10 protein-coding genes are annotated in these 14,408 nt (G+C 67.9%); 2 read left to right on the plus strand and 8 right to left on the minus strand.

Going from position 1 to position 14,408, the window contains the following annotated elements; genetic code table 11:
- Nucleotides 1-43 precede the first annotated feature (43 nt).
- The 3 genes from K7711_RS34730 to K7711_RS34740 all read right to left on the minus strand — a co-directional run bounded on the left by K7711_RS34730 (nucleotide 44) and on the right by K7711_RS34740 (nucleotide 5,425).
- On the minus strand, nucleotides 44-3,307 hold the full coding sequence (locus K7711_RS34730) for an arabinosyltransferase domain-containing protein (protein ID WP_235748262.1): 3,264 nt from the start codon (nucleotides 3,305-3,307) through the stop codon (nucleotides 44-46).
- A 151-nt stretch (nucleotides 3,308-3,458) separates the two neighbouring features.
- Nucleotides 3,459-3,968 carry a WKL family lipoprotein gene (locus K7711_RS34735; RefSeq protein ID WP_222974884.1) on the minus strand — a complete coding sequence of 170 codons (510 nt, stop codon included), beginning with the start codon at nucleotides 3,966-3,968 and terminating at the stop codon, nucleotides 3,459-3,461.
- Nucleotides 3,969-4,069: 101 nt separating this feature from the next.
- The gene (locus K7711_RS34740; RefSeq protein ID WP_235748263.1) at nucleotides 4,070-5,425 is read right to left on the minus strand and encodes a DNA polymerase IV; all 1,356 of its coding nucleotides are present in this window, start codon (nucleotides 5,423-5,425) and stop codon (nucleotides 4,070-4,072) included.
- 257 nt (nucleotides 5,426-5,682) lie between these two features.
- Between K7711_RS34740 and K7711_RS34745 the strand changes: the two genes are divergently transcribed.
- Nucleotides 5,683-6,561, plus strand: a complete 879-nt coding sequence (locus K7711_RS34745) for a UTP--glucose-1-phosphate uridylyltransferase (protein ID WP_222974888.1) — start codon at nucleotides 5,683-5,685, stop codon at nucleotides 6,559-6,561.
- An 18-nt stretch (nucleotides 6,562-6,579) separates the two neighbouring features.
- On the opposite strand, the gene K7711_RS34750 is transcribed toward K7711_RS34745, so the two are convergent.
- From K7711_RS34750 to pruA, 4 genes are all read right to left on the minus strand, one after another.
- On the minus strand, nucleotides 6,580-7,197 hold the full coding sequence (locus K7711_RS34750) for a C40 family peptidase (RefSeq protein ID WP_235748222.1): 618 nt from the start codon (nucleotides 7,195-7,197) through the stop codon (nucleotides 6,580-6,582).
- Nucleotides 7,198-7,558: 361 nt separating this feature from the next.
- Nucleotides 7,559-8,920, minus strand: coding sequence for an MFS transporter (locus K7711_RS34755; protein ID WP_222974890.1), 1,362 nt, complete (start codon nucleotides 8,918-8,920; stop codon nucleotides 7,559-7,561).
- Between the two features lie 271 nt (nucleotides 8,921-9,191).
- A complete protein-coding gene (locus tag K7711_RS34760) occupies nucleotides 9,192-10,232 on the minus strand; it encodes a proline dehydrogenase family protein (protein WP_222974892.1) in 1,041 nt (346 codons plus the stop codon).
- Nucleotides 10,229-11,884 (minus strand): L-glutamate gamma-semialdehyde dehydrogenase, encoded by a 1,656-nt coding sequence (gene pruA, locus K7711_RS34765; protein ID WP_222974894.1) that lies wholly within the window; start codon nucleotides 11,882-11,884, stop codon nucleotides 10,229-10,231. The genes K7711_RS34760 and pruA overlap by 4 nt, the downstream gene beginning before the upstream one ends.
- Before the next feature lie 88 nt (nucleotides 11,885-11,972).
- On the opposite strand from pruA, the gene K7711_RS34770 reads away from it, so the two are divergent.
- Nucleotides 11,973-13,640, plus strand: a complete 1,668-nt coding sequence (locus K7711_RS34770; RefSeq protein ID WP_308015084.1) for a PucR family transcriptional regulator — start codon at nucleotides 11,973-11,975, stop codon at nucleotides 13,638-13,640.
- A 19-nt stretch (nucleotides 13,641-13,659) separates the two neighbouring features.
- On the opposite strand, the gene K7711_RS34775 is transcribed toward K7711_RS34770, so the two are convergent.
- Nucleotides 13,660-14,223 (minus strand): 3'-5' exonuclease, encoded by a 564-nt coding sequence (locus K7711_RS34775; RefSeq protein ID WP_222974898.1) that lies wholly within the window; start codon nucleotides 14,221-14,223, stop codon nucleotides 13,660-13,662.
- Nucleotides 14,224-14,408: the final 185 nt, after the last annotated feature.

Consider the following 14,408-nt stretch of genomic DNA (forward strand, 5'->3'; position numbering starts at 1 on the left):
CCACACCGGCAACCTGCCCGGCACGGGTGCGGCTCGGGCGGTCTCACCAGGCCGTATTGATATGCCCCGGAGTCCACATGCCGCCGTGCGTGTCCTGCGTGACCGTGGGCGTGGCCCGGACCGCGGACGGATCGATCGGGGTCAGCCGCTGCAATTCGCCCCAGTCCTCACGCCAGCCGTCCTTCAGGTAGGTGGCCAGGGTGCTCGAGCGCTGCAACTGCTGGCTCCAGCCGAGCGGGCCGCCACCGTCGTGGCTCTCCCACAGGTTGGTGTCGTGCGCGCCGCCGCGGTCGGGCAGAATGCGCCAGCCCGGAACCTGGGCGATGCCGTCCTTGTGGTCGTACGGACGCTGGCACGGGAACTGCAGGCCCACCGCCCAATCCAGCAGCACCGGCTGCGAGGATCCGATCAGCTCGTTCAGCGTGACCGTGTGCGGCACCCGGGGCGGAGTCAGCGCGATCCACTGCCCCGGATCCAGGCTGTGCACACTGGCCACGATGCGAATCACATCGGCCTGCGCCGGAATCTGATCCATCGGCACGCGCAGGTTGCGCCACGACGGCGCGGGTCCGATATCGATCGGCGTCAGCCGTCCGAGCGGATGCGCGCTCGTGGCCGAATCGCTCGTACCGTATTCGACCTCCACCGGCTCCCCCGGTGTGATCACGCCGTCCTTGTCCGCCGAGCGGATGCGCCCGGCTGCGGCGATGGCGACGATGCCGCTGCGCTCGCCCGCGGCCGGCAGGCGATACCAGCCGGTGGTCAGATCCGACGGTGCCGTCTGCCCGGACGTGCCCAGCTCCGGCGTGGTCGCCGAGTTCAGGCCGAAAGGCAGTGGCGCACCGCCGGTTTGGGTGCCCACATCACCACCGGGCTTGGTGTTGAAGGTATTCGTGCTGGCGAGACTGCTCGCCGCGGCGGGTTGACCGTCCGGGCTCAGGTCGCCGATCCCGTTCGGCACGAATCCCGTTGCGCCATTGGCGAATGCGCTGAACCGGTTGCCCGTCAGCGGCGGCAACATGGAGGCGTTGGGGTCCGGCTCCACCAGCACGTGGTCGGCCAGACCACACGGCTTGCCCAGTACCGCATTCACATTCGAGGCGGCCAGGGAGAAGCCCGGATACTGCGCCACCGCGCCCTTCGCGAACGAAGCCACCTCGAACAGCACCAGGATCGCCGCCGCCACGGTCAGTGGCGGGATCTTCGCCAGTTTCCAGGCGTGCGGCGAAATCCGGTGCGGGGTACCGGGTTCCGGCGCTCGCACATGCCACCACGCCGCCAGCAGCAGGCACAGGGCCGCGATGCCGACGAACAGCTTCTCGATCAGGAAACCGTGCACCGACGGCGCCTTGTCGTTCCACGGAATCCCGAAACTCGAGACGTACCACCACTGGTTGATGCTGGTGAACACCTGCGCCAGGATCAACGACACCACCGCGGCGAACAACGCCCGGTTCCGCGGCGAGCGCAACACCCGCGGGCCGACCGCGACCGCGGTGAGCGCCGCGACCGATCCGGCCAGCCCGGCGTACACGCCGTCGTGGTGGGTGAACTTCGTCGGCGAGAGCGCCAGCAACAGCATCGCGCCGAAGGTCAGGCCCAGCAGCCGCTTGGTCGGCCCGGGTGTGGTGAACGGAATCCGTCCGCCCTTGCGCAACAACACGAATGCGCACACCAGCAGGCCCAGCCACATCGCGACGATGCCGAAGCGACGCCCGATCGACCCGTCGGCGTTGGGCATGAACAGCCACTGATAACTCAGATATTCGTCGTACCAGGGCGACGCCGGTCCGGCGATCTGATGCACCCGATTCGTCTCGAACATGTCCGACAGCGGCAGCACCGAGAAGGCCACCGCGACGATCAGCGTTCCGGCCCCGGCCAGCGGCGCGAGCACGGCGCCGTACGCGCGGATCCACGCCCACACCGTGACCTTCGCCCCGTGCGCGGCCCCGGCCAGTGCGCGAGCCCGCGTCGCGCCGAACCGCCACACCGGTCGCAGCCCGGCCAGCAGCGGCGCGAAGCAGATCAGGCCCGAGGGGTTCGCGGTGCACGCGAAGGCCGCGACGATGATCGCCAGTGCGAAGGGCAGCAACCGCCGCACCGCGATCGCCCGCTCCACCAGACACCAGGTGAGCAGAACACTCACCGCGACAACGGGTTCCGGACGCAACCCGTTGTTGAAGGGCAGCCAGACCGCCAGGAAACCCAACGCACCGGTCCAGCGCACCACCCGGTCGTGCCGCACGGCCGCGCCGAACCGCGGAATCACCTCCCGGCTGATCAGCAACCAGGACAGCACCCCGGCCAGCAGCGTGGGCAGCCGCATCCACGGACTCGCCGTGCTCAGCTCGGACATCCGCGCCAGCAGATCGAACCACGGTGTGCCGACCGGAGTTTCGGGCACACCCCAGTATCGGAAGTAGTTGGCCATATAGCCCGACACCAGCGAGACCCGGGCCATGCCGAACTGGTACCCGTCGTCGGAGGTGGTCGACCCGATGAAGTACCAGACCGCCAGCGTCGCGAAGACGACGCCGTCGACCAGGCCGAAGGTCCGCCAGCGCTGGGCCAGCACCCGCCGGACCCGGCGTCCGTCCAGCGTGTCGAGCCGATAGAGCGCGACCAGCGCGATCAGCGTGCACACGATCGCCAGAATCGTCGCCGCGCGCTTGGCGAAGGTCGGCACGACCGAGAACCGGCTGTCCACCTGCGCGGTGACCTTCGCACCCGCGGTGGTCTTCAGATCGCTGAAGATCCCGACCAACTGCGGACGCAAATCACCGTTCAGTGTCACAGGATTCACCGTCGAACCGGTGAGAGTGGCTGTGGCCGAAGACATGTCGGCATGCACGGTGAACGCGCAGTCACCGAGCCGGTTCAGCGGAACGCTCAGCAACGATTGGTTGCGCAGCACCGCCTCGAACTGCGCGGGTTGTCCGGCGCGAGCCGGATTCACCCGTGCGACAAAGCCGTAACGATCCAGGTCGGGTGCACCGGCAGGCATGGTCGAGGTGACCACACCGCCGTGCGGGGCCAATTGTTTCAGCGCGCCACAGGGAATCGACGCATCGAACGTCAGCGGTGCGTAACCGACCAGCGGCGCGGTGATGCCGCGCGGCGAATCCTGTTGTGGCCAAGACAGAGTGGTGTGATCCACCCGCACCGGCAGCAGCGGTACGGCGATAGCGAACAACGCTGCGAGCAGACCTGCGATGAAGGCCACCGGTGTGGCCCACTGCCTGCCGGATCGTGCCGCGGTACCGGGTTGTTCGCGTGCCGCGGGCGCCTCATCCGCCCGCACCATCGTGTCTGTCACGGAGGCAGATGTTAGCGTGACCGCTTCGTAACCGGCGAAATCGCTTGACGATTCTCAGTCTGCGCTTAGACTCCACGATCGCGAAACAACCGGGGGCCGGTATCCGCACGGATACCGGCCCCACGGCCGACGCCTTCGCTCAGCTGCAGGCGGGCGAGGTCTGGTTCAGGTTCTGCAAACCACTGCACGCCCACTGCTTCTGCAGCTTCCACTTGCCGTCCTGCGCGACGAACGGCACGGTCGCCACGTTGTTCTGGCCGCCGTTGACCGAGAAGTTCGCGTTCGCGGTCAGGGTCGGCCCGCCCAGGTAGCTGACGGAGGTCACCGAGATCTTGGCGTTGTTCTGCTTGTAGGCCGTGATGAGCTTGTTGATCATCTCCGGGTCCTTCTGCAGGGCCGTCGCGCCGTCCTCCAGATACTGCACCTTCTGCGAGGAGGGCACGCTCGCGTCCAGCGTCTGGGACAGTTCCTGGTTCAGCTGGGCCACCGTCGGAACCGCCGGATAGTTGCTGCTGGTCGCGGCCGCAGCCGTCGTTGTCTTGGCCTTGGAGCTCGAGTGCTTGTCACCGCTACCGCAGGCCGACATGCCGAGCGCGGCCACCACGGCCAATGCGGCAACCGCGACGCGTCCAGTCCTCTGAAGCTTCAATGCTCGTCCTTTACCTTCGAGTTGGGTCTCTTGCGTGCTCTGTGACAACTACCACCCGACCGGTGAGGTTGCACGAGTGGCCTCACGCTACCCGCAGACTTTCAAAGAAGACTAAGGAGTGGATCGGCCGGACCCAGATCCGGATCGTCGGCGGCGAAGGTGTGCGCCGGACCCGCACCGGTCGAGCGAGTCTCGAAACGCACTGTGACACGGCCGTGCCCGCTACCCTGCACCCAGCCGTGGCCGTGTTCGCGATGGGTCACATCCCGTCCGGGATAGAAATATTCGGTGGTGTACGAGCGCGTCGCAGGCGGCACCGGCGCGTCGGACGTGCCCGGGATATCGGTGGCCAGCGTGACCGTCGGCTCCGGTGCGACGAATTCGTCCAGTTCGGCGCTCTCGCGCGGCTCGGTCGCCTGGTCCAGTTCCGGGAACAGCGACTCCTGCCGCACCGCCGACAGCCCGCCGAAGCCGACGCCGACCAGGCGAATCGGCCCGATCCGGGCCGGATCGAGCGCCGAGCGCAGGGCGGCGGCGGTGAGCGTGGCCGGATCCTCGGTCGCGTACGGCAGGGTGAACGAGCGCGTCACGATGCTCATATCGGCCTTCTTGAGTTTGAGCACCACGGTGCGCGCGGCCCGGCCGTCGCGGATCAGCCGGCGGTGCGCGGCAGCGGCCATCTCCTCGATCGCCGGACGCAACTGGCCGAGGGTGGCGATATCGCTCTCGTAGGTGGTCTCGGCGCTGATCTGTTTGGCCTCGGCCCGCTCGGCGACCGGGCGATCGTCCAGTCCGCGGGCAAGGCGGTGCAGTGCCGCGCCCACGCTACCGCCCAGCAGCGAGACCGCCTCCGATTCCGGCAGTGCCGCGAACGCGCCGACGGTCTCGATGCCGACCGACCGCAACCGGCTCTGCGCCACCGGCCCCACGCCCCACAACTTGCGCACCGGCAGCGCGGCGAGCAGCTCCTGCTGTTCGCGCGGCGAAATCACCCGCACCCCATCGGGTTTGGCCAGCCCCGAAGCAATCTTGGCGAGTTGTTTGCCGGTGCCCGCGCCGACCGAGGCGACCAGCCCGGTGCGCTCACGCACCAACGCCCGCAACGACTCACAGAACTCCAGCACCTCCCCCGCGGTGGTGCCGACCAGTTCGACGGGCTCGCCGAACGCCTCGTCGAAGGACAACGTCTCGAGTACCGGAATCCGCGAACGCAACGTCTCGAAGACCTGTCCGCTCACCTCGCCGTACACCACCCCGCGCGGCGGCACCACCACCGCGGTCACCCCGACCAGCCGCCGCGCCTGATGCATCGGCATCGCCGAGCGCGCCCCGAAAACCCGTGCCTCGTAACTGGCTCCGGCCACCACGCCGCGCGCGCCGGTTCCCCCGACCAGCACCGGACGGCCCCGCAGCGTGGGCCGGGTGAGCTGCTCGACCGAGGCGAAAAAGGCATCCATATCGATGTGCAGCACCCAGCGCCGCGCCACCGGCTCGGAATCTGCCCGAATATCCGGCGCGCCCGCGAGATTGCTGCCCGATTCCTGCACCGATGTCCGGGGCCCACGCTGCCCACCAGCCACTCCGACGACCCCGGAAGATACCGGTTGACCTGGCAAAAGCCGTGTCGTAGCCGGGTCGGAGTCGGTGGTCATACCGGGAAATCTACGCTCGGCTACCGACATGTTCGGGCGTGCCCGTATGTGATGATCGGATCATGACTATCCGCAAGGCCGTGATCCCCGCCGCCGGCATCGGCTCGCGCCTGCTGCCGCTGACGAAGGCGATCCCGAAGGAGATGCTTCCGGTCGGTGACAAACCGGTCATCGAGCACACCGTGCGTGAGCTGGTGGCCTCCGGTATCACCGACATCACTATCGTGGTGAGCGCCGGAAAGTCGTTGATACAGGACCACTTCCGCCCCAATCCGGCATTGGTGGCCCAGCTTCGCGCCGACGGCAAGTCCGCCTACGCCGACGCCGTGGAGGAGGTCGGCGAACTCGGCCGCCTCGGCCACATCACCTACCTCGACCAGCACGGTCCCTACGGGAACGGCACCCCGGTCCTGAACGCCGCGCGCAATCTGGGCGAGGAGCCCATGCTGGTGCTCTGGCCGGACGACGTGTTCGTCGCCGAGGTGCCACGCGCCCAGCAGCTGATCGACGCGTACAACAAGACCAGATCGCCGGTCCTGGCGCTGATGCCGATGGAACCCGGCGATTCGGTGCGCTACGGCGTCCCGGTCGTCGAGGAGACCTTCGACAATGGGCTGATGCGGATCACCGGACTGGTGGAGAAGCCCAAGCCCGAGGACGCGCCGTCGACGTTCGCCGCGGTCGGCGGTTACGTGGTCACCCCGGGCATCATCGAGGAACTCGACAAGCAGGTGGCCCAGTGGTATTCGCATCGCACCGGTGAGGTTTACCTCACCGATGCGATCAACGCGTTCGCCGGTGCGAATGCCGCTTACGGCCAGGTGATCCGCGGTCGCTGGTACGACACCGGCAATCCCGCGGACTACCTGACCGCGCAGTTCGCCACGGCCCTGAACCACCCGCAGTACGGTCCGCTGCTGCGCCAGCTCGTCACCGAATGATCCGCGCGATCCGCCGGCTCAGAAGAAGCGGCGGATCGCGTAGATCTTGAACTGGCTCAACGGCGAGTACACCACGCCCACGCCGTAGTCGTAGGCGTTGAGCACGGCGCCGTTGCCGACGTACAGGCCCTCGTGCGAGCCGTCGGCGTTGAGCACCACGACATCGCCCGGCTGAATTGCGCTCAGCGGCACCGGGCTGCCCGCGCGCGCCTGCTGCCAGGTGGTGCGCGGTAGGAAGATGCCGACCCAGCGGTACGCCCACTGCACCAGGCCGGAGCAGTCGTAGGCGTTCGGCCCGGTCGCGCCCCACTGGTAGGGCTTGCCGGTCTGGGACTTCGCGATGGCCAGCGCCACCATCGCTCGTGGACTGGCCAGCGGAAGGTTCGCCGAACCGCTGGCGCTGCCGGAGCCCGAACCCGTCCCGGAACCGGACGATGCGCTGCCCGAACCTCCCGCGACCGGGTCCGAGGCGCTGCCGGATTCGGCGCTGCCGCTGTTCGCGACAACAGGTATGCCCGGATCCGCGCCGGCGATCCCCGCCGGAACGGTCTCGGCTACTGCGCCCGCGACCAGGAATCCCATCAGTGCCCCGGTCAGCAGGCGGGTGAATCTGCCACGCGATGCCTTACTTGACATGGTCTCGCCCTTCGGTGTGCAGACACCACCGAGGCCAGTGCCCCGGCGACCGATCGGCACAGACGAAGAACTCTCGGATGACCGCTTCCCCACGGGCATCTCGGCCGGGACCACATGCCTGGCAGTGCATTCTTCTCAGCTGGAGGTCGAACTGGAGAGATATCGGTGAGAGCGCGAAGCTCAACTAGAGCATCAGGGTTGCCCCGACATAGCTGTTGTACCGTATGTCCCATCAATCACACAAGACCTCCCCTGTAACGACCTTCGGGGATTTCATGCCGAAACGGATTGATCTGCGGCAATGCGGGTACTCGTCGGCGGGTGCGCGTGTCGCGAAGACCGGGAGGGTAGTTCGCTGGAACTACACTTCGCTCAGTTCCCGATGTCGTGTCTCGGGCAGAGCCAGCAGCGACAGCAGCGAGATCACCGCCATGGCGGCCATGAAGAACCCCACCGCGCCCGTACCGCGGGTCTGGCCGAGTTGCGCGACGATGAGCGGAGCCGCCCCACCGCCCAGGACGCCGCCGAGGTTGTAGGCGATTCCGGCCCCCGAATACCGCACATCGGTGCCGAAGAGTTCGGGCAGATAGGCGCCCAGCGGTCCCCAGCCGATACCCATGCACAGCAGCGCGCCGGACAGGGCGACCGCGATGAGGATCGGGTTGCGGGTGTTCAGCAGCGGGAACATCACCAGGGACCACACCAGACTGAAGACCGCCCCGCCCAGCAGCAGCCTGCGCCGGCCGAGCCGATCGGACTGCTGTGCCACGACGAAGGTGGCCACGCCGAGCACCGTGACCGCGATCAATGTCAGGCCGAGCATCGTATTCCGTGGCACACCAAGGGTTTTCGTGGTGTAGGTGAGGCAGTATGTGGAGGCCGTGTAGAACATCACGTACACCACCACGATGGCGCCCGCACCCAGCAGCAACTGTTTGGGATAGCGCCGGATCACCTCGAGCGTCGGCACCCGCACCGCGTGTTCGGTCGCCAGGAATTTCGCGAATGCCGGAGTTTCGGCCACCCGCAACCGGATTCGCAGCCCGACGGCCACCAGGACGAAGGACAGCAGGAACGGCACCCGCCAGCCCCAGGATTCGAACGCACCCTTCGGAAGCCATTCCGACAGCGCCCAATACACCGCGGTCGCGGCGAAGAAGCCGATGGGCGAACCCATCTGGGGCGCGGCCGCGTACAGTCCGCGCTTGCCCTTCGGCGCGTACTCGGTGGAAAGCAGTGCCGCGCCGCCCCATTCGCCGCCCAGGCCGATTCCCTGCAGCACTCGCAGCACGACCAGCAGGATCGGCGCCGCCACACCGATACTCGAATATCCGGGCAGCAATCCGACGAAGGCCGTGGACAGTCCCATCAGCAGCAGTGAGACCACCAGCGTGGCCTTGCGGCCGATGCGATCACCGAAGTGCCCGAAGACGATCGCGCCCACCGGACGGGCGATGAATCCGATGGCGAAGGTGGCCAGCGAGGCCAGCGTGCCCGCGACCGGTGACAGCGCTGGGAAGAACAGTTTGTTCAGCACCAGCGCCGCGGCCGTGCCGTAGATGTAGTAGTCGTAGAACTCGATCGCGGTGCCGATGAAGCTGGCGATCGCGATGGTCCGGCCCGACCCCTTGCCCGGGGTGTCGACCTCCGATGCGACGGATGGCGTGGCGGGAGCGGGGCTCTCGCCAGAAGGCCGCGGGGCGGCGGGCGCTGAATCGTTCACGGTCTTCCCTCATCGCATCGGTCGAACCGCGCCATGGTACGCGAGTGCCGCCCAGCAGCCGGGATGCGGTTACGTGAGCCGCTCGGCGGATGCACCAGTTGGCGTCACTAGGGGAAACATCCGCCGAGCAGCATTGCACTTCCCCGCCGATCGGGCTGGGGAAGACCATCGAGGTCGCCGGTTCAGCTCCCCCCTCATGGGAGCCGACCCAGTGTTCCTTACCTCGTCACGAACTGTATCACCATATGCCATCTTTCAGTGGTACATACCACTATTTAACGGTCCAGTAATATTGCCCACGGGCTTCGGGCATCGCGGAACGCAGGAAGAACAGCAGGTTCGCCGGTCGCTCGGCGAGCCTGCGCACGAAGTAGCCGTACCACTGTTCACCGAACGGGACGTACACCCGCAGATGCTGTCCCAGGCCGGTCAGCCGCTCCTGTTCGGCGGGGCGGATCCCGTACAGCATCTGGAACTCGAAGTCCGCGCACCCGCGCGAGGCGGCCGTCGCCAGCAGTGCGGCGGCTTCGATCATGGCCGGATCGTGCGTGGCCACCATCGGATATCCCTTGCCCCGCATGAGAATACGAAGACAGCGCAGATACGACGCGTCGACCTCGCGCTTGCGCCGGAAGGCCACCGACTCCGGTTCGTCGTAAGCCCCTTTGCACAGCCTGATCCGGGCGCCCTCCTGCGCGAACGCCTCGCAATCCGCCTCGGTCCGACGCAGATACCCCTGCAGCACGGTGCCCACCGTCTCGGGATGCTCGTGCCGCAGCGCGCGCACGATCGCCAGCCTCGAATCGGTGGTGGCATGATCCTCGGCGTCCACCGTCATCCAGATCCCCTCTGCCGCAGCGGCTTCGGCGATCACCCGCGCATTGCGCAGCGCCACGGCGTGACCGTCCTCGCCGAGAACCAGTCCGAGCGCGGACAGCTTCACCGAGATCTCCAGCGGCCGTGGCGCATCCGCGGATCCCTGCGGAAGCTGCGCCAGGGCCTCGAGCAGGAGCAGGTACTCCTGCACCACCTGCTCGGCCCGTTCGGGGTCGACGGTGTCCTCGCCGAGATAGTCGATCGTGACGAAGCGGTTCTGCCGCAACAGCTCTCGCACCGTCTGCAGCGCCATATCCCGAGAGTCGCCCGCGACGAACCGGTCGACGATCCGCTTGGTCACCGGCATCCGGGTGAGGCCGCGTTCGGCACGGGCCGACCGCGCCGCGGCCAGCAGAGCCGGGCGCAGGGGATTGCCGAGCACGAGTGCCGGACGGTGCGCCGCGGAGTCGGCCGGGCGGGTGAATTCGGCGCTCATTTCACCTCCCCGGATTCGACGGCCTGATGCGGATATTCGTGCGAGGTCGCCGCGACGAAGGTCTCCTTGAGCGAACGGGGGGAGGCCCACCGCAGCAGATTGAGCGGAGATCCGGCCTTGTCGTCCGTACCCGAGGCGCGGGCGCCACCGAAGGGCTGCTGACCGACCACCGCACCGGTCGGCTTGTCGTTGACGTAGAAGTTCCCGGCCGCGAAACGCAGTGCGGCGCCCGCCTTCTCGATCGCGTAGCGATCCTGGGCGATGACCGCCCCGGTCAGCGCGTAGGGCGAACCCGAATCGACCACGTCCAGCACGTCCTCGAACGCACCGGGTCGCGCGTCGTCGTAGACGTGCACCGCCAGGATCGGGCCGAAATACTCGGTGCGGAACGCCTCGTCACCCGGATCGTCGCCGAGCAGCAGAGTCGGGGCGACGAAATAACCGACGCTGTCGTCACACGTGCCGCCCGCCGCGACGGTCAGGCTCGCGGTCGACTTCGCGCGCTCGAGCACACCCGCGAGCCGGTCGAAGGCCCGCCGATCAATCACCGCGCCACCGAAATTCGTGAAATCGGTGACGTCGCCGTACCGCAGCGCGCTCACCTTGTCGATCAGCTCCGCGCCCATGCGGGCCCACACCGAGCGCGGCACGAACGCCCGCGAGGCCGCCGAGCACTTCTGTCCCTGGTACTCGAACGAGCCGCGGATCAGCGCGGTGGTCAGCACATCCGGATCGGCCGAGGAGTGCGCGAGCACGAAATCCTTGCCGCCGGTCTCCCCGACCAGCCGCGGATAGCCGCGATACCGGTCGATCCGCTTGCCCACCTCCTGCCACAGGTGCTGGAAGGTGCGCGTGGAGCCGGTGAAATGAATGCCCGCCAGCCCCGGATCGGCCAGCAGCACATCGGACACCTCGGGCCCGTTGCCGTGCACCAGATTGATCACACCGGGCGGCAGTCCGGCCGCCTCGAGCAGCCGCATCGTGTGATAGGCCGCCACCGCCTGGGTCGGCGAGGGCTTCCAGATCACGGTATTGCCCATCAGGGCCGGTGCGGTGGGCAGATTGCCCGCGATCGCGCTGAAGTTGAACGGGGTGATCGCGTAGACGAACCCCTCCAGCGGGCGGTAGTCGGTGCGGTTCCACACCCCCGGTGAGGAGATCGGCTGACCGGCCAGGATCTCCCGGGCGAAATGCACATTGAAGCGCCAGAAGTCGACCAGTTCGCAGGGCGCGTCGATCTCGGCCTGGTAGCAGGTCTTGGATTGGCCGAGCATCGTCGCGGCGGCGATCTGCTCACGCCAGGGTCCGGCGAGCAGGTCGGCCGCGCGCAGGAAGATCGCGGCGCGCTCGTCGAAAGGTAGTGCACGCCAGGCGGATGCGGCGGCGGTCGCGGCGGCCACGGCCTCGCGGGCCTCGTCCGCCTCGGCCAGGTGCAGGGTGCCCAGCACCGCCTCGTGCCGGTGCGGCTGCACCACATTCACCGCGGCTCCGGTGCCAGGGCGGTGTATGCCGTCGATCACGTGGCAGATCTCGGTGGGATCAGCGGCCAGCTCGTGGAGAGCGGCGCGCAGACGTGCGCGTTCGGGGGTGCCGGGCGCATAGGAGTGCACGGGTTCGTTGGTCGGTGCGGGGACCGTGGTGATCGCGTCCATAGCAGGAAATAAACACTGAACCGACCGCCTGCCCCTTGTTCGTTCGGATGAATTGCGGGACTTGTTTTAGTCGGATTGAATGAAGAGTGTGAACCAGTTCATACCACTCCCGGAACTGCTGTCAGCACTGACCAGCTCGGTCGTCACGCTGGTGGACGCGCCCGAGGGCGAGGACGTGGTCGTCGGATCGGTGGCCTTCCTGGATCTGGACGATCCGAACCCCGAAGCGGCGCCCGCCCAGCCGCTGCCGGAACTCTATCTGCAGGTCGGGGTGTCGAACGCCGATGCGGTGCACTGGCTGCGCGAACTGGTCCGGCACTGTCCGGCGCAGTATCGCCCGCGCGCGGTGTTCTCCAAGGGAGCCGACGAACTGCGCGAGGCCGCCCGCGAGGCCGGGCTGGCGCTGGTGGCGGTGCATCCGCAGGCCCGCTGGGAGATGGTGCACGCGCTCGTCGGGCGGATCATCGGACAGGGCGGCGGACCGCTGACCGTGACCTCCGCGCCCGTGCTGGACACCGATCTGTTCGGCCTCGCGGCGTCGGTGGCCGAATCCACGCACGGACTGGTCACCATCGAGGACGACCAGTCCCGGGTGCTGGCCTATTCGGCGGACAGCAGCGCCTGCGCCGATGCGGTGCGGCGGCTGTCGGTGCTGGGCCGCCAGGGACCGCCGGGATATCTGCACTGGCTGCAGCGCGAGGGCATCTTCGATCGGTTGCGCAATACCGGTGACACCGTGGAGGTTCCGGCGCAGCAGGAGTGGGAGACCAAGCGCCGCATAGCCATCGGCATCCGCGAGCCGGGTGCACCGGGTATCCGCCCGCGCACGGTACTGGGCACGATCTGGGTGCAGGAGGGCGCCGAGCCGCTGCACTCGGACAGTCCGCGGGTGCTGCGCGGGGCGGCTTCGATCGCCGCACGGGTCATCTGGCGCACCCGGCACGCGCCGACCACCGATGCACTGCTGGTCCAGCGCCTGTTCGGCGCGCACGGCGGCGACGTCGACGTGGCCGCCTTCGCCGAAACCTTCGGGGTCGCGGCGGACGGGCGAGCCGCCGTGGTCGGCTTCGCCCGGCACACCGACGAACAGGAACCGGCCCAGCGCGCACAGGAGGCCGTCCACCGCGGCGCGGTGACACTTCGCCTGCACGCCAGCGCCTTTCGTCAGGACTGCCTCACCACGCTGATCGGCGATCGGCTGTATGTACTTTTCCCCGAACATCATTCGGCCGATCGGGTGACCTCGTGGACCAGGCAGGTGATCGAGCAGCTCGCCGAACGATCCGGATTGCGGCTGCGCGCGGCCATCGCCTCGCCCGTGGACGGACTGGCCGATGCCGCGCGCGCCCGCGCCGAGGTCGACCGGGTCCTGGACCGCACCGCCGACCTGACCGACGCGGATACCGTCACCACCCTGGCCCGCTCGCGCACCACGGTCCTGCTCGCCGAGATCCTCACCCTGATCGGCGATCAGCCCCAGCTACGCGACCCCCGCCTGGACACCCTGGTGGACTACGACGCGAAGTACTCCGCCGATCTGCTCGCGAGCCTGGATGCCTACCTGACCCGCCACGGCGACGTCCGCACGGCCGCAACGGATCTCAGCATCCACCCGAACACCCTGCGTTACCGGGTCCGCCGCGCCACCCAGCTGATGGGCCTGGATCTGGACTGCGCCCCCGACCGCCTCCTGCTGGAAATCCAACTCGCGGTGCACCGCCTGTCCGCGCCACCTCCGGCCGAAACCCGGCACTGAGCCGCACCGGAAAGCGTCACTACCCACTACTAGCGGGCCACCGCCCGCGCCGGGACATGTCGATGATCAGCGCGGCGATATTCCACGCGTCGTCACCGCCGCGATGATGCGTCCCTTCCAAGGGCAGCCCCGCGACCTGCAACGCCGCATCCATCCCGAAACGTTTCGAGGTGTCGCGCGATTCGGCGAACATCCGCTTGGCATTGGTGTGCCGATCACCGAATGGATACCTCACACCGGTTGCGGCACACTGCCTTTCGAACTGCCGTCGGTCGTAGTCCCCCCAGCTGGCCCACGCCCGCTCGCTCGCCCGATACCGCTGCCCCAACAGCGCACACGCACTCGCGAAATCCACCCCCGCCGCAACCTGCTCGGGCGTGAGAGTGGTCAGCCGCGTACAGAATTCACTCACCGAGGACCGCGCGGGCCGCACCAGAATACTGTCCCGCCCCACCCGCTCGAGCGTCCGCATATCCAGCACGCACACCCCGACCTCGATGATCTCGCTGGGCTGCCCATCGGGACTCGCCCCCTCCCAGCACGTGGCCTCCACATCCACGACATTGAGCAACCGATCGTCCATACCAGCAGGCTACCCAGCCCCACCCCTACCGACCAGCAGTTATCCGACAATCGGAGCGTTCCCCGTGATCCGGCGGTTCGCATTCCGACCTGCCGCTACTCACCATGGCCACACAGGCCGCCGAATCATCCCGACCTTGCGGACAGGGCCTCCGAACGCCCCGCAACGGTGGTGCCGAGCACTGC

Source organism: Nocardia coffeae (assembly GCF_019890715.1).
Taxonomy (GTDB): Bacteria; Actinomycetota; Actinomycetes; order Mycobacteriales; family Mycobacteriaceae; genus Nocardia; species Nocardia jiangxiensis.

What these genes read in the sequence shown, in the direction of transcription:
- K7711_RS34730 (WP_235748262.1), bottom strand. Translation starts at nt 3,307, where the DNA reads ATGGTGCGGGCGGATGAGGCGCCCGCGGCACGCGAACAACCCGGTACC.
- K7711_RS34740 (WP_235748263.1), bottom strand. Translation starts at nt 5,425, where the DNA reads ATGGATGCCTTTTTCGCCTCGGTCGAGCAGCTCACCCGGCCCACGCTG.
- K7711_RS34745 (WP_222974888.1), top strand. Translation starts at nt 5,683, where the DNA reads ATGACTATCCGCAAGGCCGTGATCCCCGCCGCCGGCATCGGCTCGCGC.
- K7711_RS34750 (WP_235748222.1), bottom strand. Translation starts at nt 7,197, where the DNA reads ATGTCAAGTAAGGCATCGCGTGGCAGATTCACCCGCCTGCTGACCGGG.
- K7711_RS34760 (WP_222974892.1), bottom strand. Translation starts at nt 10,232, where the DNA reads ATGAGCGCCGAATTCACCCGCCCGGCCGACTCCGCGGCGCACCGTCCG.
- pruA (WP_222974894.1), bottom strand. Translation starts at nt 11,884, where the DNA reads ATGGACGCGATCACCACGGTCCCCGCACCGACCAACGAACCCGTGCAC.
- K7711_RS34775 (WP_222974898.1), bottom strand. Translation starts at nt 14,223, where the DNA reads ATGGACGATCGGTTGCTCAATGTCGTGGATGTGGAGGCCACGTGCTGG.